Raw genomic sequence first — 17,350 nt, forward strand, 5'->3', positions numbered from 1 at the left:
CCAGTCTACGAAGTTCGCTCCCGCCGTCTCCACCCGGCACTAGGCAGCACGCAGAGAGCTGGGGACCAGCGGCTCGTCGAGCAGCCTGCGGAAGCGTTCGGTGCGCTCCGCGCCCACCGGCACCTCGTCCAGCCAGCCCCCGAGCAGCCGGTATCCCTCGACATACGTGCTGGTGTATGCCCGCCACAGCGGCGAAGACAGGAACTTGAGCGATTGGCGAGCGCGTTCCGGCGTCGACAGCGACCACCGTTCGAGGAACAGCGCCACGTCGTCGAGGCTGCGCCCCTCGTCGTGCAACATCAGCGCCGCATCCTGCCGGACACTCAGCAGTTGCCCCGACGCGGCGGAGAGCCGTTGCGCCTTTTCCCCGTCGAAAGACAAGCCGAGGTCGGCGTAGATGTCCTGCGCCCACAAACCCCAGTCCGGGCCGACAATCGCTTCCAGCGCCAAATCCGCGAGGCCTTCGGCCATGATGCACTGCGGCGTGTTGACCAGGAACAGTGTCTGCTCGAGCTGGCCCGAACCGACCAGACCGGCTTCCTTACGGCAATGCTCGGTGTGATGGCCGGGGTAGGACTCGTGCGCGATCAGCCGCGGCAGGTTGGCCATGAACTGCGGCAGATCCGAATTGATCGCAACCTTGGAGCGGTAGTCACCGAGGTAGTAGTTGAAGCCGGACCACGGCTTGTCCCCCACCACTTCGTATTCGACGGTTTCCGACGCGGGAAGCCCGAACGTGCCGCGGACCAGATCGCGCAGCGCACTCGACATTGCCTCGACGCATTCGTTCAGTTTCGCCGCGGGGATCTCGTCGGCCTTGCGATGGGCCTGCACCCGCTCGGCCAACGGTCCCGGACCGGACAGAACTTCACCCATCAACCGGTGAGCGTCGCTGTAGGCGTCCTCGTTTCCCTTCTCGATTCGGACGTCGAAGTACGCCTCGACCTCGTCCACGAAGCCGATGTCATCACCCGCGAACTTGCGCCCGGAGCATTCCAGGGCGCGAAGGTGTACGTCGACGAAGTGGGCGCGTTCGGCATTCAGACCACTTCCGGCCAACTCGCCCCGCAATTCACGTGCCGTGCGGGCAAGTTCACGCGGATCGGGCTTCGGGGCGCTCTCGATCTGCTTACGCAGCGCCGGGTCACCGGTGAACGCGTCGACGAACCCGTCTTCGAGACGGTCGAAACCCAGTCCGAGCAGCAGGTATTGGCGAACAAGTGTGTCTGGATCCATAACCACCGAGCCTAGTCGCTCGCTCCGGAATGCCACCCGGCGAAAGTCCCGGACGTGGCACCGAGCACAATCCGACTATGCACTCGGATCGTGCGCACACGCGCCTGGCTTGCTCGCATAGCTGTTTCGTCCGCCGGGCCCCGGGTTCACTACGTGCCGGTGAGCTGGGCTGATGGCGCGCACCAACGAATCGAGTCCCTACGTCGAGTTCGACCGCAAGCAGTGGCGGACACTGCGTAAGTCGACGCCACTGGTGTTGACCGAGGACGAGTTGTACGGCCTGCGTGGTCTCGGCGAGCAGATCGATCTCGAAGAAGTTGCCGAGGTTTATCTCCCCCTCGCACGTCTGATCCACCTGCAGGTGGCGGCACGCCAACGACTGTTCGCGGCCACCGCGACCTTCCTCGGCGAGAAGCATCCCGACCGTCAGGTGCCCTTCGTCATCGGTGTCGCCGGTTCGGTCGCGGTCGGAAAATCCACGACTGCTCGTGTGCTGCAAGCTCTCCTGGCCCGCTGGGATCACCATCCGCGCGTCGACCTCGTCACCACGGACGGATTCCTCTATCCGACCAGGGAACTCCAGCGTCGGGGCATCATGCACCGCAAGGGTTTTCCCGAAAGCTACGATCGCCGCAAGCTGTTGCGCTTCGTCACCGAAGTCAAGTCCGGGGCGGAAGAGGTAGCGGCGCCGGTCTATTCGCACACGTCGTACGACATCATCCCGGGCCAGTACCACCTGATCCGCCAGCCCGACATCCTCATCATCGAGGGCCTCAACGTCCTGCAGACCGGCCCGCGTCTGATGGTCTCCGATCTGTTCGACTTCTCGATCTACGTCGACGCCCGCATCGAGGACATCGAAGCCTGGTACATCCAGCGGTTCCTCGCGCTACGCAACACGTCGTTCGCCGATCCGAACGCCCACTTTCACCACTACTCCGGCCTCTCCGACCGTGACGCGACCATCGCGGCGAAGGAGATCTGGAACTCGATCAATCACCCGAACCTGGTGGAGAACATTCTCCCCACCCGTCCCCGCGCAACCCTGGTGCTGCGCAAGGACGCCGACCACACGATCAACCGGCTGCGGCTGCGCAAGCTCTGAGACGGCTCAGGCGCCGAACCGGCGGTGGCGCGCCGCGTAATCGCGCAAGGCTCGAAGAAAGTCGACTCGACGGAACTCGGGCCAGTACGCCTCGGTGAACCAGATCTCCGAATAGGCGCTCTGCCACAACAGGAATCCGGAGAGCCGCTGCTCGCCGGAGGTGCGGATCACCAGATCCGGATCGGGCTGTCCCGACGTGTACAGATGCCCGTCGATGCCGTCGACCGTGACGGCCTGGATCAGTTCGTCGCCGCTCAGACCCGCACCGATCTTGTCGCGCAGGAGCGATTGGACGGCGTCGGCGATCTCCTGACGCCCGCCGTATCCGATCGCGACGTTGACATGTGTCCCGGTTCGGCCGCTCGTCCCCGCCGCCGCTTCCCGCAAGCGCCTGGACTGCTCGGGAGGCAGAAGATCGAGAGCACCGACGATCTGCACACTCCAGTTCTTGCCGGGCCCGGAGATCTCTTCGACGACGTCGGTGATGATTTCGAGGAGGGTGTCGAGCTCTTCCGGCTCGCGGCGCAGGTTCTCGGTCGAGAGCAGGTAGATGGTTGCCATCTCGATTCCGGCGGCGTCGCACCACTCGAGCAATTCGGCAATTTTGAGCGCGCCCATGCGGTGCCCGTGACTGACATCGGTGAAGCCGTTCTCGCGAGCCCATCGCCGATTTCCGTCACACATCACGGCTACGTGCCGTGGGTGCGCGAGACCGTCGAGATGACTGAGGAGTCGTCGCTCGTAGATGCTGTACAGCAGTCCGCGCAGATTCACCGTGACATCACCATGGTGTCAAAGACTACGCCCGGCAGTGACAGCCACATGCGAGCGCCGTCACGCTTTTTGTACGCGTCGAAAACCCGCAGGTAGGTTATGCTACTGATGCGTAACCTACGGTACCGTAGGTTACGCGGTTCGCAACAGTACGGAACGAGAGGGGTTGCACATGACGGCATTCGGGCTCGAAGAGCTTCCGGTCAAACCACGCATGCGCGGTTGGATCCATCTGTGGGCGCTCGGTGTCTCCGTCGTCGCGGGCATTGTTCTCGTCTCCGTAGCCGGCGCTCAGGTCGGCGCCAAAGCGGCTTGGGCGACCGCGATCTACAGCGTCACGATCTGTGGCCTCTTCGGCATCAGTGCGACGTATCACCGCATCCAGTGGCAGACGGTCAAGGGCCGTACGTGGATGAAGCGTGCGGACCATTCGATGATCTTTCTCTTCATCGCCGGCAGCTACACACCGTTCGCCATGCTCGGCCTCCCGACTCACACCGGCAAGATCATCCTCGCGATCGTGTGGGCAGGCGCGCTCGCCGGCGTCGCACTCAAGATGCTCTGGCCCACCGCCCCGAAATGGGTGGGAGTCCCGCTCTACCTGCTCCTCGGTTGGGCGATCGTTCCCGTGGTCGGTGAACTGACGCACCAGGTCGGTGTGGCGCCGATGGTGCTGCTGCTCGTCGGCGGAATCTTCTACAGCGTCGGCGCAATTCTGTACGCGACGAAATGGCCAAACCCGTGGCCCACGACGTTCGGGCATCACGAGTTCTTCCACGCCGCGACGGTCGTCGCAGCGATCTGCCACTACATCGCGGTATGGCTCGTCGTGTTCAACTGACTCGCCAGTTCCACCACCGTCGTCACCGGCCGATCACACACGAATCCCCGACAGATGTACGCGGCTTCACCTCCGTCGACGAGGGGTCGATCTGCAAGCAGCGGTGAAGAATCCGGCGCTCCGCCGACAACCACTGCACCACCCGGGGCAAGCCGGCGGGCATCGGCCAACAGCGAACCTTCCCCGACGACGGCCACCTGTATCGGACCACGCAACGACGCTTCCGCCACCGCGAGCCAGTGCCCCGCCGACCGAGGCGCACGCTCGAGCGGCAGCGTGGCCCTCGCCAGCGCGTCCGCCGCGACCTGGGCGTAACGAGAAGAGCGCTCGGCATCGGTCAACGCCGCTGCGGTCAACAGAGCCTCCGCGACGCTCGACGCACCGGACGGCGTCGCGCCGTCCAACGGGTCTCGGGGCCGAGTCACGAGCGACTCCGCGAAATCGGCCGTGTCGAACCAGCTTCCCGGCTCGGACGGATCAGCGAAGTGGTCGACAGTGACGTCGAGCAACTGCTGCGCCGCATCGAGCCACCGCGCCAATCCCGTTGCCTGGTAGAGAGCCAGGAGGCCGGTGGCCAACATTGCGTAATCCTCGAGCACGCCCGTCGGGGCGCCGACAGCCCCGCCGAGGGAAGCGCGACGCAAGTGACCGTCCACCAGGTGAAGGTCGAGAAGAGCGCCTGCGCACTCGGCCGCCGCGGTGATCCAGTCGGGTCGGTCCAGGGCAAGTCCGGCTTCCGTCAAGGCCGTGACGGTCAGCCCGTTCCAGGCCGTCACCACCTTGTCGTCGCGGCCGGGCTGTGGACGCTGAGCCCGGGCGGCACGGAGAGCGTCGGAGACCGTCTGCCAGCGCGACCAGTCGTCGGGGTCACGGAGCAACTGCAGTACCGACGCACCCTCTTCGAAGGTTCCGGTATCGGTGACCCGGAACAACTCCGACGCCCACTGCCCGTCCTCCGCGCCGAGAATCTCGACCAGCTGCGTCGGCGTCCATACGTACGTGAGGCCTTCGACGCCGTCGGTGTCGGCATCGAGAGCCGAAGCGAAGCAACCGTTCTCGGTCAGCAGATCGGAGAGCAGGAACCTTGCGGTCTCCTCGGTGACGCGAGTGGCGAGGTCCGATCCGGTGCGCCGCGCCCAGTGCGCGTAAAACCGCAGGAGCAGCGCATTGTCGTAGAGCATCTTCTCGAAGTGCGGAACCACCCACTCGGCATCGACCGAGTACCGCGAGAATCCGCCACCCAACTGGTCGTAGATCCCGCCACGTGCCATTGCTTCGGCGGTGCGCTCGATGCCGCCGAGGATCTCGCCCGAACCTGTTCGCTCGTACTGTCGGAGCAGCCCCTCCAATAGTGCCGACGGTGGAAACTTCGGTGCCCCACCGAATCCCCCGCGCGGGACGTCCTCGTCGCCGAGGATCGACCGACCCGCCGCGTTCAGCAGCTCGGCGTCGATGGGTGCTCCGCCGTACGGAATCCCGCCCGACGCGCGCTGAAGTTCCGTGACGATCGACTGTGCCGCGTTGTCGACCTCGTCGCGCCGATTCGTGAAGGTGTCGGCTATCGCTTCGAGAAGCTGTGTGAACGACGGCATTCCGCCGCGAGGCGTCGGCGGGTAGTACGTGCCGCAGTAGAACGGTGAACCGTCGGGAGTCAGGAAACAGGTCATGGGCCAGCCGCCCTGGCCGGTCATCGCAACCGTCGCATTCATGTAGACGGCGTCGATGTCGGGACGTTCTTCTCGGTCCACCTTCACACAGACGAAGTTCGCGTTCATGACGGCCGCGATCTCGTCGTTCTCGAACGACTCGTGCGCCATGACGTGGCACCAGTGGCACGCCGAGTATCCGATCGAGAGGAGAATCGGCACGTTGCGCTCGCGCGCCCACTCCATCGCTTCTTCGCCCCACTGTTGCCAGTGGACCGGATTGTCGGCGTGCTGACGCAGGTAAGGGCTCGAGGACCCACCCAGGTTGTTCCGCATCCGTGGGTCCATCGCCGCTACCTCGTTCGTCTCAGGATTCTTGCTTGGGCTTCTTCTCGGTAGAGACGTTGGGTTCCGCCGGGCGCGGAGCAGTGATAGCTCCCCGGTCGGTGCCTTCGTCTGCCTGCTGATCGAGTTCGGGATGATCCGGTTCGAACGTCTCCGGCAGCTTCTTGAGCTGGCGGTTCATCGACCGAACCAGGAGGATCACACCGATGAGCAGCGCAAGAATCACCAGCAGGCCGACCGGAGAGGACTTTCCGAACTCCGGGCCGGATGGGTTACTCGGGGTCTGAGCAAGAAATTGTGTGGTGCCGAGAACTACCTCGGCGGACAGAGCATTCACTTCTGAGCGTCCTCTTCGAGACCTGCGAACAGGTCGGTTTCCGGAATGGACGTGGTGACCCGCGTCTTGGCGAGCTCGAATTCCTCGGTGGGCCAGATCTTCTGCTGAATGTCGAGCGGCACAGCGAAGAACGAACCGTTGGGATCGATCTGCGTCGCGTGTGCGCGCAGAGCATCGTCACGCTGGGGAAAGTAGTCGCCGCACGTGACCTGAGTGGTCACCCGGACCATCATGTCGCCGCGTTCGGTCTTCCACTTCTTGAGCCAGTCCGCCATCGGGAACGGCTCACCGCGACGCTCGTACTCCTCCTGGAAGAGTTCGAGGCGCTTACGGATGAATCCGTGCGAGTAGTAGACCTTCTTGATTTCCCACGGCTGACCGTCCTCGGGGAAGTACTCGGGATCGGCGGCGGCTTCGTAGGCTGCCATCGTCACCTCGTGGCACCGGATGTGATCCGGGTGCGGGTATCCGCCGTTCTCGTCGTACGTCGTGACGACGTGGGGACGGAACTCGCGAATCACCTTGACCAGAGCGCGCGTCGACTCTTCGAGCGGAACGAGGGCGAAGCACCCTTCGGGCAGCGGCGGAAGAGGGTCGCCCTCGGGAAGCCCGGAATCGACGAAACCGAGCCAGCGCTGCTTCACGCCCAGGATGCGAGCGGCCTCGGCCATCTCCTCCTGGCGAACTTCGCTGATTCGATCGCGGACACCGGGAACGTCCATGGCCGGGTTGAGAATGTCGCCACGCTCACCCCCGGTGAGCGTCAGGACCATCACTTCGTGGCCTTCGGCTGCATAACGGGCGGTGGTGGCCGCACCCTTGCTCGACTCGTCGTCGGGATGGGCATGGACGGCCATGAGCCGGAATCCGCTCACGTGTTCGTTCACCTCAACTTCACCTGTAGCCGTTGCCGGCAGTTCACCTGTAGCCGTCACCGGCAGTTCACCTGTAGCCGTCACCGGCAGTCTTCGAATCACACGCTGTGCACCGCTCGGATTACTCCGGGCCGTTGCCGTCAAACGTACCGACTGCCGACAAACCTACCGACGGCGCGACGGGATACGTCCTCTATAGTTCCACCCGAGAGTTCCTGGCGCAGCCGTGACCCCTTCGGTAATCCGGCGGGACACAGTCAGTTGCTGCACGACACGCGAACTCGAGTCTTCGAGAGCAGAGTGATGAGCAAACCGCTTCCCCAAGATCGGTACCCGAGCACAACTCGCACGGGCAGTCCCCGCAAGTGGATGGTGTGGGCTCTGACCGCTCTCGTCATCGTCGTAGGCGGCGGAATCGCGTACTACGCGTACGGAAAATTTGCGGTCAAGGAAATCGAGACCGAGACCATCTCGTTCGACATCGCCAACGACTCCACGGTGAAGATCCGTTTCACCGTCACACGCGACGACTCGTCGCGTGAAGCGATGTGCATCGTGCGCGCACGCTCGAAGGACGGCTCCGAAACCGGTCGACGTGAGGTCTACGTCCCGTCGTCGGAACATCAGACCCTCGAGTTCAACACCGAGGTCAAGACGTCCCAGCCGCCAGGCATGGCCGACGTCTACGGCTGCAGCTTCGACGTTCCGGAGTACCTGACCAAGAGCTGACCTCGGAACGCACCCACCCTGCCGGACGTTTGACGCCGGACAGGGCGGGTAGTCATGCGTGATAGAATTGCCCGATACACGGTTCCGGGTGGAACCGTGTATTGCTGCATTGACGCAAGGTTTGACGGCAAGGTTGCATCCCTGGTGGTGCTTCTGTGTCGTTGTTCGCTGCTGTTGCAGCGATCGTCGAGGGAGCCCCCGGCTCCGACTACTAGGGAGTGATCGAGATGACCGAGACCCAGGTGACCTGGCTTACCCAGGAATCACATGACAGGCTCAAGAACGAACTCGACCAGCTCATCGCCAATCGCCCGGTCATCGCCGCCGAGATCAACGAGCGTCGCGAAGAGGGCGACCTGAAGGAGAACGGCGGCTACCACGCTGCCCGCGAAGAGCAGGGTCAGCAGGAAGCCCGCATTCGCCAGCTCCAGGAGCTGCTGAACAGCGCAAAGGTCGGCGAGGCCCCCACTCAGTCCGGTGTCGCACTGCCCGGATCCGTAGTCAAGGTCTACTACGACGGCGACGAGAGTGACACCGAGACGTTCCTGATCGCTACCCGCGAAGAAGGCGCACGTGACGCCAAGCTCGAGGTCTACTCGCCGAACTCACCGCTGGGCGGCGCGCTGCTCGAAGCCAAGGTCGGCGACACGCGTGAGTACAACCTGCCCAACGGCAGCACCATGAAGGTCACGCTGCTGAGCGCGGAGCCTTACCACAGCTGATCGGCTGTACCAGCTCTGAAAAGTAGCGCCACCTGACTCGGTCGGGTGGCGCTTCTTGCTCTGTCGACGCTCGCCGTTTCCTGCCCACTCACACCACGCGGCGAGCCTTCATGCCGGCGAAGATCGGGCCGACCTTCACCACGTCGCCGAACGTGGGTGCGTGAAGCATCTGACCGTTGCCGACGTAGATCGCCACGTGGCCGGGGCCGCCTGCCTGCCAGTTGCCGAACAACAGGTCACCGGGCTGCGCCTGATCCAGCGGGATCTCGACGCCGACACCCCACTGCGTCTCCGAGGTCCGGGGCAGAGTCACCCCGGTGGCCGCGTGGATCGCGTACGACGTCAGCCCCGAGCAGTCGAACCCGCCCATCGACGGCCCGTTGATGTTTCCGCCACCCCACACGTACGGCAATCCGAGAAACTTCAGACCGGCCTCGACGACGCCGCCCACCGCTGCGGCGAGGTTGTTGTAGTCGAAGGGCGCAAGCATCAGGGCGAACGAGTCCTGCAACGATTTGATCTGGGCGACGAACGGAGCGGCGACCGCCTGCTCCGCAGGAACCTCGCCCGACTTGTCTGCCGGAACGCCGCCCGCTTCGCGAACTGCGTCCGGCCCGACGTCGTAGGCAGCGAGCGCGAGGTCGACGGTATCGCCCTCGACCTCACCGGACTTCTGCCAGGACTGCGCTTGCTTCACGAGATCGCACAACCGGTATCCGGTTGTCATCACCGGATCGGCAACGCCCAGGATGTCCATCTTTCCGTCGCCGTCACCGTCCTTGCCGTATGCCGTCCACGCTGCGGTGGTGAAGCGGCCAGGCCCGCGCCCACCTTCCGGTGAGATGTCGGTATCGGGTCCGTACTTGAATCCGTTCTCGACCGAGTACAGCGAGGCGATCACCGCGGGCGTGATCTCCGAGCACAGAGCACCGGCCTTTTTGATCCACGGCGCGAACACTGCCACCGCTCCCACGGGCGCCAATGTCGCTCCCGGAAAGTTGGAGGGTACGGAAGGCACGATTCCCTCAGGTGTGTCCTGAGTTCGTGCCGGTCCGTTCCAGGCTGCAAGTGAGACTGCAGCATTCGAAGACTCGTTCTTCTCGACTTGTGCGGGCGCTCCGAGAGTTCCACTCATCACGCCCAGTGCGGTGCCGATCGACACAGCGATCGCCAGGACACCGACTGCCATCCGAACCTCCGATAAACCTCTGAAAATCCACGTACGTGGTCGTACCCGAAACTTGTCGGTGCGAACATCTACTCTTTCGAACATGCATTCGACACGGCTCAGTCTCGCGACTCCTGTAACCAATGTCTCATTTATCTCGGCGGGCGTTACGCAAATGACTACAGACGCCAAGGCTTTTCTCAGGTTCGGCGTGCAAGCTGAGTCCATGAGCGACGATCGGCCACGACCCGCCCGGGGACGCACTACGGTGTATCGACCCGTTCGCCTCGCCCTCGCAGCCACGGCTGTGGCGGGAGCACTCGCAAGCGGCGGACTTTCACTCGTTTCTTCTCCCACTGCCACGGCACTCGCACCGGACACGTCGGCTTCTCACACCAAGAATCCCGTAGCGAAGCGGCCCGTCGTGGTCGCCGGATTCGGAACCCCGGACGCCGTCTCCAACGGTTCGTGAGTACTCCGCGCTCGGCCTCCGAGTGGCTCACGTGGGGGGTTCAGGCCCGGGTCGTCGTCACCGACCCTGAAGTCCTTCCCTCCGCGGCCAGCCTGGTTCGCGGGTACCTCACCGCTGCCGACGCCGCCACCAATCGAGATCGTGCCGACTCCGAGATTCGTACCTATGTCAGCGCCGCGAGCAACGTCGACGGCGTCGCCGTGACCCCGATGTTCGCGCACTTCCTCGAAGACGCGTTGGCTGTCGCACGACTGACCGACGGCAAACTCACGCCGACGGCCGGGTCGGCAGACCCTCACTCCTGGTGGAAGATTCGCGTCGAGAACAACCGCGTGTACAGCCCGGACGACGTCGTTCTCGATCTGTCCGCGACGGCCCGCGCCAGTTCAGCGGACCACTGTGCCGCGTCCACTGCGACTCTTCTCGGGTGTGGCGTGCTGGTCGGCCTCGGCGGGGACATCGCGGTTGCCGGCCCGGCGCCGGAAGACGGCTGGCAGATTCAGGTGCAAGACCTGCCCGGCGACCCGACCTGCCAGGTAGCACTTCCGTCCGACTGCGGGATCGCCACGGCCAGCACCGTCAAGCCACTGCACCGCGAATCGACGGCGACGCCGATGTGGCGCACGGTGTCGGTGATTGCATCCTCCTGCGCCCAGGCCGCCGCATTCAGTCGGGTTGCGGTCGGCATGGGCGGTTCGGCCATCGACTGGCTACATCAACTCGACGTACCCGCCAGGCTGGTCGACCAGGAGTACCGCGTGACGGTTCTGGGCGGCTGGCCTGACGAGTAACTCGCCTCAGTTCTGCAGTCGTACTGCGTAACCGGCGCGGTCGAAGGCCGTCAGAAGTTCCGCCTTGTTGTCCGGGCCACGCGTCTCGACGGTGAGGAAGACTTCCACTTCGTCGAGTGCAAGTTCGCCACCGGTACGGGAATGGATGACATCGACCACGCTGGCGCCGTTCGCTCGAACCACTTCGAGCAACGAGACCAGTGCGCCCGGCCGATCGTCGATGGTGATGTGAACTCCGAGGAACCGTCCGGCCGCTCGCAGACCGTGCGAGATGACGTGCGTGAGAAGTAGCGGATCGATGTTGCCGCCGGAAAGCACGGCGCACACCGGCCCTGTCAGTCCCAGCTCCTCCGGAGTACAGGTCATCAAGGCCGCGACGGCCGCGACGCCGGCCGGTTCCACGATGAGCTTGGCGCGTTCGAGGCACAGCAGGAGCGCTTTGGACAGCGCTTCCTCGCTGACCGTCACCACGGCGTCGACATGGGCGGCAACTTCGGCGAACGGAACCTCGCCCGGGCAGCCAACGGCGATACCGTCTGCCATCGTGGACATCGACGCCAAGGCGGTCGGCTTCCCGGCTGCCAACGACGCCGGCCAGGCAGCCGCGGTCTCGGCTTGCACTCCGACGATGCGGACCTGCGGGCGCACAGCTTTGACGGCTGCAGCCACTCCCGCGATCAAACCGCCGCCGCCGGTGGGAACGAGGATCGTGCCGACCTCAGGCAGTTGCTCGAGGATTTCGAGCCCCACAGTCCCCTGCCCCGCCACGACGTCCTCGTGGTCGAACGGGTGGACCAGAACTGCTCCGGTTCGGTCCGCGAATTCGCGAGCGGCCACGAGCGCTTCGTCGACAGTCGAACCGTGCAGGTGGACCTGAGCTCCATATGCCTTGGTGGCCACCAACTTCGGCAGCGGCGCACCCGTCGGCATGAAGACGGTCGACTTGATTCCCAATTCTGTTGCAGACCAGGCAACTCCCTGCGCATGGTTACCGGCACTGGCCGCCACCACGCCCGCTGCCCGTTCCTCTGCGGAAAGATTGGCAATGCGGTTGTACGCACCGCGCGGTTTGAAAGAGCCGGTGCGCTGCAGATTTTCACATTTCAAACTCACGGCGAAGCCGGTGGTTTCGGACAACACTCGCGAGGCCACGACCGGGGTGCGTCGCATGACCGGGGCGAGCAGTTGCTGTGCAGCCTTTATCTGTTCGAGATTCACGCATGCCTCCAGAAAGTGCGCCTCCACACCCTCGTGAGGTGTGAAGGCGCACTGCAGATTCGAAGTCGAATTACTGTAGAGCGAAGATCAGGACAGCGCTTGCTCGATGTCGCCGACCAGATCGGAGGCGTCTTCGATGCCGACCGACAGGCGAACCAGATCGTCGGGAACCTCGAGAGCGGAACCGGCCGTCGAGGCGTGGGTCATCGCACCGGGGAATTCGATGAGGGATTCGACTCCGCCGAGAGATTCTGCCAGCGTGAAGATCTCGGTGCGCGAGCACAGGTCGAGAGCTGCCGCCTTGCCGCCCTTGAGGCGGACGGAGATCATGCCGCCGAAGCGTCGCATCTGCTTGGCCGCGACCTTGTGCGACGGATGCGAAGCCAGTCCGGGGTAGATGACGCTGGCAACCGCGGGGTGGCCGTCGAGCAATTCGACGACCTTCTCCGCGTTGTCACTGTGACGCTCCATGCGCAGCGCCAGTGTCTTGATTCCGCGCAACGTCAGGAACGCGTCGAAGGGGCCGGGAACGCCGCCGGATCCGTTCTGCAGGAAGGCAAACGCGGTGTCCAGTTCTTCGTCGTTGCAGACGAGAGCGCCACCGACCACGTCGGAGTGTCCGCCGATGTACTTGGTCGTGGAGTGCAGCGCGATGTCGGCACCGAGCTGCAGCGGCTGCTGCAGGTACGGCGAGGCGAAGGTGTTGTCCACCACGATCTTTGCGTTGCCCTCGTGGGCGACCTCGGCAAGGAGCTCGATGTCACCGATATTGAGCAGCGGGTTCGTGGGCGTCTCGACCCAGACCAGCTTGGTGTTGGACTTCATCGCCGCGCGCACCGCATCGACGTCGGACACCGGAGCCGGGGTGTACTCGATCCCCCACTGCGTGAACACCTTGTCGATGAGTCGGAAGGTTCCGCCGTACGCGTCGTCGGGGATGACCAGGTGATCGCCGGGTCGAAGTACCGAACGGAGCAGGCAGTCGGTGGCCGCCATTCCCGAACTGAACGCTCGGCCGTAGGTTCCGGATTCGAGCGCGGCGAGGTTCGCCTCGAGTGGGCGACGGGTGGGGTTACCCGTTCGCGCGTACTCGAAGCCACTGCGCATTCCACCGACGCCGTCCTGGGCGAAGGTGGAACTCGCGTAGATCGGCACGTTGACCGCACCGGTCAGCGGATCGGGTTCGTAACCCGCATGCACCGCTTTCGTGGAGAAACCCTGCCAGCTGATGTTGTCGGCCTTGCTGCGTTGCTCACTCATGGTCCCCAGCCTAATGGCGCCGGTGCCGGCGCAGGAATCCGAACTCAGGAATCCGAACTCAGGAAACCCAGGAGATCGTGGCGCGTGATGACACCGACCGGCTTGCCGTCGTCGACGACCATGAGTGCGTCGGTGTCCCCGAGCGCCTTCGTGGCAGCCGAGACCGGCTCGCCGGAACCGATGAGCGGGAACGGCTTGCTCATGTGCTTCTCGACGGAATCCGCAAGGTGCGCACGGCCTTCGAAGACCGCGCTCAGCAGATCCCGCTCGGACACACTTCCGGCGACCTCGCCTGCCATGACCGGCGGTTCCGCACCCACGACGGGCATCTGGGACACGCCGTACTCGCGCAGGATCTCGATCGCGTCGCGCAGGGTCTCCGACGGGTGGGTGTGAACGAGGTCCGGCAGCTCGCCCGACTTGCCACGCAGAACGTCGCCGACGGTGGGGACGTTGGTCTTGCCGTCGAGTGGGGTGCGCAGGAATCCGTACGACGCCATCCACTGATCGTTGAAGATCTTGGACAGGTAGCCGCGGCCACCGTCCGGGAGGAGGACGACGATCAGGGCGTCGGGGCCCTCACGCTTGGCTACTTCGAGGGCAGCGACGACGGCCATACCGCAGGAACCGCCGACCAGCAGTCCCTCCACGCGGGCGAGGCGACGCGTCATCTCGAAGGAATCGGCATCCGAGACGGCGATGATCTCGTCCGGGATGGACGGGTCGTATGCCGACGGCCAGAAGTCTTCGCCGACGCCTTCGACCAGATACGGACGACCGGTGCCGCCGGAGTAGACGGAGCCCTCGGGGTCTGCGCCGATGACCTTGACCTTGCCGCCCGAAACTTCCTTGAGGTAGCGGCCGGTGCCGGTGATGGTGCCGCCGGTGCCGACGCCCGCGACGAAGTGCGTGATCTTGCCGTCGGTGTCGGCCCAGATCTCGGGGCCGGTGGTCTCGTAGTGGCTCTCCGGTCCGCCCGGGTTGGAGTACTGGTTGGGCTTCCAGGCGCCGGGGATCTCACGGGTGAGACGGTCGGAGACGCTGTAGTAGCTGTTCGGGTTGTCCGGCGCGACGGCCGTGGGGCACACGACCACCTCGGCGCCGTAGGCGCGCAGGACGTTGCGCTTGTCTTCGCTGACCTTGTCTGGGCAGACGAAAACGCACTTGTATCCACGCTTTTGCGCCACGAGCGCCAAGCCGATTCCGGTGTTGCCCGAGGTCGGCTCGACGATGGTGCCGCCCGGCTTCAGTTCACCCGAAGCCTCGGCTGCGTCGATCATCTTGACGGCGATGCGGTCCTTGGAGCTACCGCCAGGGTTGAGGTATTCGACCTTGGCTGCCACCGTGCCGAAGTTTTCGCCCGTGACGGACGTGAGCTTGACGAGTGGGGTGTTGCCGATGAGGTCGACGACGTGTTCCGCGATGCGCATTCGTCCATGTTCCCAGATGAAAGAAAACGGTGCGCGCGGACGTCGGGCGAAGGTGGTGCAATCCGGCTAGATTGGCAAGTGTGAGTCGAACCGGACTGAAAGCGTCGGTGGCCACGGTGGTGGCCGGATCGAGTGCAGGCACGCTCTCCTGGTTGGGCTACAACTATCTGATGTCGCAGGCGGGGGCGGCCCGCGGGGTGATCGGTCGCAATATCGCCAAGCCACCCGAGGCGGACGGGGTGTACGCGCCCGGCGCCGACAACCCGGAACTCTGGTGGCGGGCCGTGCCCTTCGATCTCCACTTGATGATCTTCGGCGATTCGTCTGCGGCCGGCGTGGGCGCGCTGACGGCCTCGGAAGTTCCGGGTGTCCAGGTCGCGAAGCTGCTTGCGAGTGAAACCGGTAAGCGAATCCGTTTGAGCACCAAGGCCATCGGGGGCGCCACCTCCCGCGGGTTGAGTGGGCAGGTCGACGCCATGTTCGTCGCCGGTCCTCCCCCGGACGCTGCGGTGATCCTGATCGGCGCCAACGACGTCACCGCCAAGAACGCGATTCACGCGTCGGCTAAACGCCTCGGCGACGCGGTTCGACGCTTACGCGAGAGCGGCGCCGTCGTTGTTGTCGGCACCTGCCCGGATCTGGGGGTGGTCACGGCGATCCCGCAACCTCTGCGCTCCGTGGTGCGCGAATGGGGCCATCGCCTCGCACTCGCCCAGGCGGCCGCGACCAGAAACGCCGGGGGTCATCCCGTTCCACTGGCCGACCTGCTGGCCAAGGAATTCCTGGCCTCGCCCGACACGATGTTCTCGGCCGACCGTTTCCATCCGTCCGCGGCCGGATACGAACTCGCGGCGAAGCAGATCGTCCCGGTTCTCGCGTCGGCTCTGGGTGAATGGCAGGGTGGCCCGCTACCCGAGCTCCCCCACGTTTCGGAGGCGGCGCAAGCCCGCACCGTCGCGGCCCGACTGACGGCGGCGGCAACCCAGTGGAAAGCCTTCGCGAGACGCACAAAACCTGCAGGTCAGCGCCCCGACGTCAACTGAGTGAGACTGCGTGACCACCATCTGGGAGCGGCAACGTAAATTGTAAGTCGAAGCTGCATTCAACTTGCCCTGCTCGACGGCGTTTCAAGCCGCCCCACGAGCAGTACACAAAAGGAGTTTTCATGCCCGAGGCAGTAATCGTCTCAGCAGTACGGTCGCCCATCGGCCGCGCAATGAAGGGTTCGCTCAAGGACATCCGCCCGGATGACCTCGCAACTCAGATGGTTGCCGCCGCGTTGGCAAAGATCCCCGAGCTCGACCCCACCGAGATCGACGACCTCATGCTCGGTTGCGGCCAGCCCGCCGGCCAGTCGGGCTTCAACATCGCCCGAGTCGTCGCCGTTCAGCTCGGCTACGACTTCCTCCCCGGTGTCACGGTCAACCGTTACTGTTCCTCCTCGCTGCAGACCACCCGCATGGCGCTGCACGCCATCCGCGCAGGCGAGGGCGACGTCTTCATCTCCGCCGGCGTCGAGTCCGTCTCCAGCTTCATCACCGGCAACGCCGACGGCCTCCCCAACACCAAGAATCCGCTCTTCGACGCAGCGCAGGCCCGTAGCGCCAAGCTCGCCGAAGGTGGAGTCGCCTGGACCGATCCTCGCGAAGAGGGCCTGATCCCCGACGTGTACCTGGGCATGGGCCAGACCGCGGAGAACGTCGCTTCCGCCACCGGAATCACCCGCGAAGACCAGGACCGCTGGGCAGTTCGCAGTCAGAACCGCGCCGAGGAAGCCATCGCTCGCGGCTTCTTCGAGCGTGAGATCACGCCCGTCACGCTCGCCGACGGCACCGTCGTCTCCAAGGACGACGGCCCCCGCGCCGGCACCACCTACGAGGGCATCAGCGGCCTCAAGCCCGTCTTCCGCCCCGACGGCACCGTCACCGCCGGCAATGCCTGCCCGCTCAACGACGGCGCAGCCGCACTGGTGATCATGTCCGACACCAAGGCAAAGGCACTCGGCCTGACCCCGCTCGCTCGCATCGTCTCCACCGGCGTCTCGGGCCTGTCCCCCGAGATCATGGGCCTCGGCCCGATCCAGGCCGTCAAGAACGCCCTGAAGATCGCCGGCAAGTCGATCTCCGACATCGACCTGTTCGAGATCAACGAGGCATTCGCAGTGCAGGTCCTCGGATCCGCTCGCGAACTGGGCATCGAAGAGGACAAGCTCAACATCTCCGGTGGCGCGATCGCGCTGGGTCACCCCTTCGGTATGACCGGTGCCCGTATCACCAACACCCTGATCAACAACCTGCAGGAGCAGGACAAGACCTTCGGCGTCGAGACCATGTGTGTCGGCGGCGGACAGGGCATGGCAATGGTGATCGAGCGCCTCAGCTGATCCCCTGAGCACGTCGAA

At 64.6% G+C, this 17,350-nt stretch carries 17 protein-coding genes; 8 read left to right on the plus strand and 9 right to left on the minus strand.

The features are described from left to right. Positions 1-39: 39 nt before the first annotated feature. Positions 40-1,236, minus strand: a complete 1,197-nt coding sequence (locus tag ACBG85_RS20230) for a DUF885 domain-containing protein (protein WP_372024548.1) — start codon at positions 1,234-1,236, stop codon at positions 40-42. A gap of 172 nt (positions 1,237-1,408) precedes the next feature. Between ACBG85_RS20230 and coaA the strand changes: the two genes are divergently transcribed. Then, positions 1,409-2,341: a type I pantothenate kinase gene (gene coaA / locus ACBG85_RS20235; RefSeq protein WP_003945270.1), complete on the plus strand. Its 933-nt coding sequence runs from the start codon at positions 1,409-1,411 to the stop codon at positions 2,339-2,341. Positions 2,342-2,347: 6 nt separating this feature from the next. On the opposite strand, the gene ACBG85_RS20240 is transcribed toward coaA, so the two are convergent. After that, entirely contained in the window at positions 2,348-3,115 is a 768-nt protein-coding gene (locus ACBG85_RS20240; protein ID WP_003945211.1) for an isoprenyl transferase, read from the minus strand. Positions 3,116-3,287: 172 nt separating this feature from the next. On the opposite strand from ACBG85_RS20240, the gene ACBG85_RS20245 reads away from it, so the two are divergent. Continuing rightward, complete coding sequence (locus ACBG85_RS20245; protein ID WP_058037248.1) at positions 3,288-3,956, plus strand: hemolysin III family protein; 669 nt, start codon at positions 3,288-3,290, stop codon at positions 3,954-3,956. On the opposite strand, the gene ACBG85_RS20250 is transcribed toward ACBG85_RS20245, so the two are convergent. The 3 genes from ACBG85_RS20250 to mca are packed head-to-tail and all read right to left on the minus strand — an operon-like array spanning position 3,923 to position 7,159. Next, a complete protein-coding gene (locus tag ACBG85_RS20250; protein WP_372024551.1) occupies positions 3,923-5,950 on the minus strand; it encodes a thioredoxin domain-containing protein in 2,028 nt (675 codons plus the stop codon). The genes ACBG85_RS20245 and ACBG85_RS20250 overlap by 34 nt on opposite strands. A 19-nt stretch (positions 5,951-5,969) precedes the next feature. Beyond that, complete coding sequence (locus tag ACBG85_RS20255) at positions 5,970-6,284, minus strand: hypothetical protein (RefSeq protein WP_372024553.1); 315 nt, start codon at positions 6,282-6,284, stop codon at positions 5,970-5,972. Then, positions 6,281-7,159: a mycothiol conjugate amidase Mca gene (gene mca, locus ACBG85_RS20260; protein WP_007726383.1), complete on the minus strand. Its 879-nt coding sequence runs from the start codon at positions 7,157-7,159 to the stop codon at positions 6,281-6,283. Before mca ends, ACBG85_RS20255 begins: the two co-directional genes overlap by 4 nt. A gap of 303 nt (positions 7,160-7,462) precedes the next feature. On the opposite strand from mca, the gene ACBG85_RS20265 reads away from it, so the two are divergent. Together ACBG85_RS20265 and greA are read left to right on the plus strand one after the other, a co-directional pair. Beyond that, entirely contained in the window at positions 7,463-7,888 is a 426-nt protein-coding gene (locus ACBG85_RS20265) for a DUF4307 domain-containing protein (RefSeq protein ID WP_007726384.1), read from the plus strand. Between the two features lie 227 nt (positions 7,889-8,115). Continuing rightward, the gene (gene greA / locus ACBG85_RS20270; RefSeq protein WP_007726385.1) at positions 8,116-8,610 is read left to right on the plus strand and encodes a transcription elongation factor GreA; all 495 of its coding nucleotides are present in this window, start codon (positions 8,116-8,118) and stop codon (positions 8,608-8,610) included. 88 nt (positions 8,611-8,698) lie between these two features. Here the strand turns inward: greA and ACBG85_RS20275 are convergent, their stop codons facing one another. Next, positions 8,699-9,799 (minus strand): bifunctional lysozyme/C40 family peptidase, encoded by a 1,101-nt coding sequence (locus ACBG85_RS20275; RefSeq protein WP_003943296.1) that lies wholly within the window; start codon positions 9,797-9,799, stop codon positions 8,699-8,701. A gap of 205 nt (positions 9,800-10,004) precedes the next feature. On the opposite strand from ACBG85_RS20275, the gene ACBG85_RS20280 reads away from it, so the two are divergent. Both ACBG85_RS20280 and ACBG85_RS20285 read left to right on the plus strand, forming a co-directional pair. Continuing rightward, complete coding sequence (locus ACBG85_RS20280; protein ID WP_153211881.1) at positions 10,005-10,250, plus strand: hypothetical protein; 246 nt, start codon at positions 10,005-10,007, stop codon at positions 10,248-10,250. Next, positions 10,247-11,041, plus strand: coding sequence for an FAD:protein FMN transferase (locus tag ACBG85_RS20285; RefSeq protein WP_003943281.1), 795 nt, complete (start codon positions 10,247-10,249; stop codon positions 11,039-11,041). Before ACBG85_RS20280 ends, ACBG85_RS20285 begins: the two co-directional genes overlap by 4 nt. 6 nt (positions 11,042-11,047) lie before the next feature. Here the strand turns inward: ACBG85_RS20285 and ilvA are convergent, their stop codons facing one another. The 3 genes from ilvA to ACBG85_RS20300 all read right to left on the minus strand — a co-directional run bounded on the left by ilvA (position 11,048) and on the right by ACBG85_RS20300 (position 14,949). Continuing rightward, a complete protein-coding gene (gene ilvA / locus ACBG85_RS20290; RefSeq protein ID WP_223304414.1) occupies positions 11,048-12,211 on the minus strand; it encodes a threonine ammonia-lyase in 1,164 nt (387 codons plus the stop codon). 135 nt (positions 12,212-12,346) lie between these two features. Then, a complete protein-coding gene (locus tag ACBG85_RS20295; RefSeq protein WP_007728802.1) occupies positions 12,347-13,519 on the minus strand; it encodes a cystathionine gamma-synthase in 1,173 nt (390 codons plus the stop codon). A 44-nt stretch (positions 13,520-13,563) separates the two neighbouring features. Further along, a complete protein-coding gene (locus ACBG85_RS20300; protein ID WP_372024560.1) occupies positions 13,564-14,949 on the minus strand; it encodes a cystathionine beta-synthase in 1,386 nt (461 codons plus the stop codon). A 71-nt stretch (positions 14,950-15,020) separates the two neighbouring features. Here ACBG85_RS20300 and ACBG85_RS20305 point away from each other — a divergent pair, with 71 nt between their 5' ends. Both ACBG85_RS20305 and ACBG85_RS20310 read left to right on the plus strand, forming a co-directional pair. Next, positions 15,021-15,992, plus strand: a complete 972-nt coding sequence (locus ACBG85_RS20305) for an SGNH/GDSL hydrolase family protein (protein ID WP_042448870.1) — start codon at positions 15,021-15,023, stop codon at positions 15,990-15,992. Between the two features lie 122 nt (positions 15,993-16,114). After that, positions 16,115-17,332, plus strand: a complete 1,218-nt coding sequence (locus ACBG85_RS20310) for an acetyl-CoA C-acetyltransferase (protein ID WP_019744600.1) — start codon at positions 16,115-16,117, stop codon at positions 17,330-17,332. Positions 17,333-17,350 lie beyond the last annotated feature (18 nt).

Source organism: Rhodococcus sp. NyZ502, assembly GCF_041464245.1.
In the GTDB taxonomy this organism is placed as follows: Bacteria; Actinomycetota; Actinomycetes; order Mycobacteriales; family Mycobacteriaceae; genus Rhodococcus_F; species Rhodococcus_F qingshengii.

Bases quoted from the DNA above. Each gene is read 5' to 3' on its own strand.
- ACBG85_RS20230 (WP_372024548.1), bottom strand. From the start codon at position 1,236: ATGGATCCAGACACACTTGTTCGCCAATACCTGCTGCTCGGACTGGGT.
- coaA (WP_003945270.1), top strand. From the start codon at position 1,409: ATGGCGCGCACCAACGAATCGAGTCCCTACGTCGAGTTCGACCGCAAG.
- ACBG85_RS20245 (WP_058037248.1), top strand. From the start codon at position 3,288: ATGACGGCATTCGGGCTCGAAGAGCTTCCGGTCAAACCACGCATGCGC.
- ACBG85_RS20250 (WP_372024551.1), bottom strand. From the start codon at position 5,950: ATGGACCCACGGATGCGGAACAACCTGGGTGGGTCCTCGAGCCCTTAC.
- ACBG85_RS20265 (WP_007726384.1), top strand. From the start codon at position 7,463: ATGAGCAAACCGCTTCCCCAAGATCGGTACCCGAGCACAACTCGCACG.
- greA (WP_007726385.1), top strand. From the start codon at position 8,116: ATGACCGAGACCCAGGTGACCTGGCTTACCCAGGAATCACATGACAGG.
- ACBG85_RS20275 (WP_003943296.1), bottom strand. From the start codon at position 9,799: ATGGCAGTCGGTGTCCTGGCGATCGCTGTGTCGATCGGCACCGCACTG.
- ACBG85_RS20280 (WP_153211881.1), top strand. From the start codon at position 10,005: ATGAGCGACGATCGGCCACGACCCGCCCGGGGACGCACTACGGTGTAT.
- ilvA (WP_223304414.1), bottom strand. From the start codon at position 12,211: ATGCGACGCACCCCGGTCGTGGCCTCGCGAGTGTTGTCCGAAACCACC.
- ACBG85_RS20295 (WP_007728802.1), bottom strand. From the start codon at position 13,519: ATGAGTGAGCAACGCAGCAAGGCCGACAACATCAGCTGGCAGGGTTTC.
- ACBG85_RS20300 (WP_372024560.1), bottom strand. From the start codon at position 14,949: ATGCGCATCGCGGAACACGTCGTCGACCTCATCGGCAACACCCCACTC.
- ACBG85_RS20310 (WP_019744600.1), top strand. From the start codon at position 16,115: ATGCCCGAGGCAGTAATCGTCTCAGCAGTACGGTCGCCCATCGGCCGC.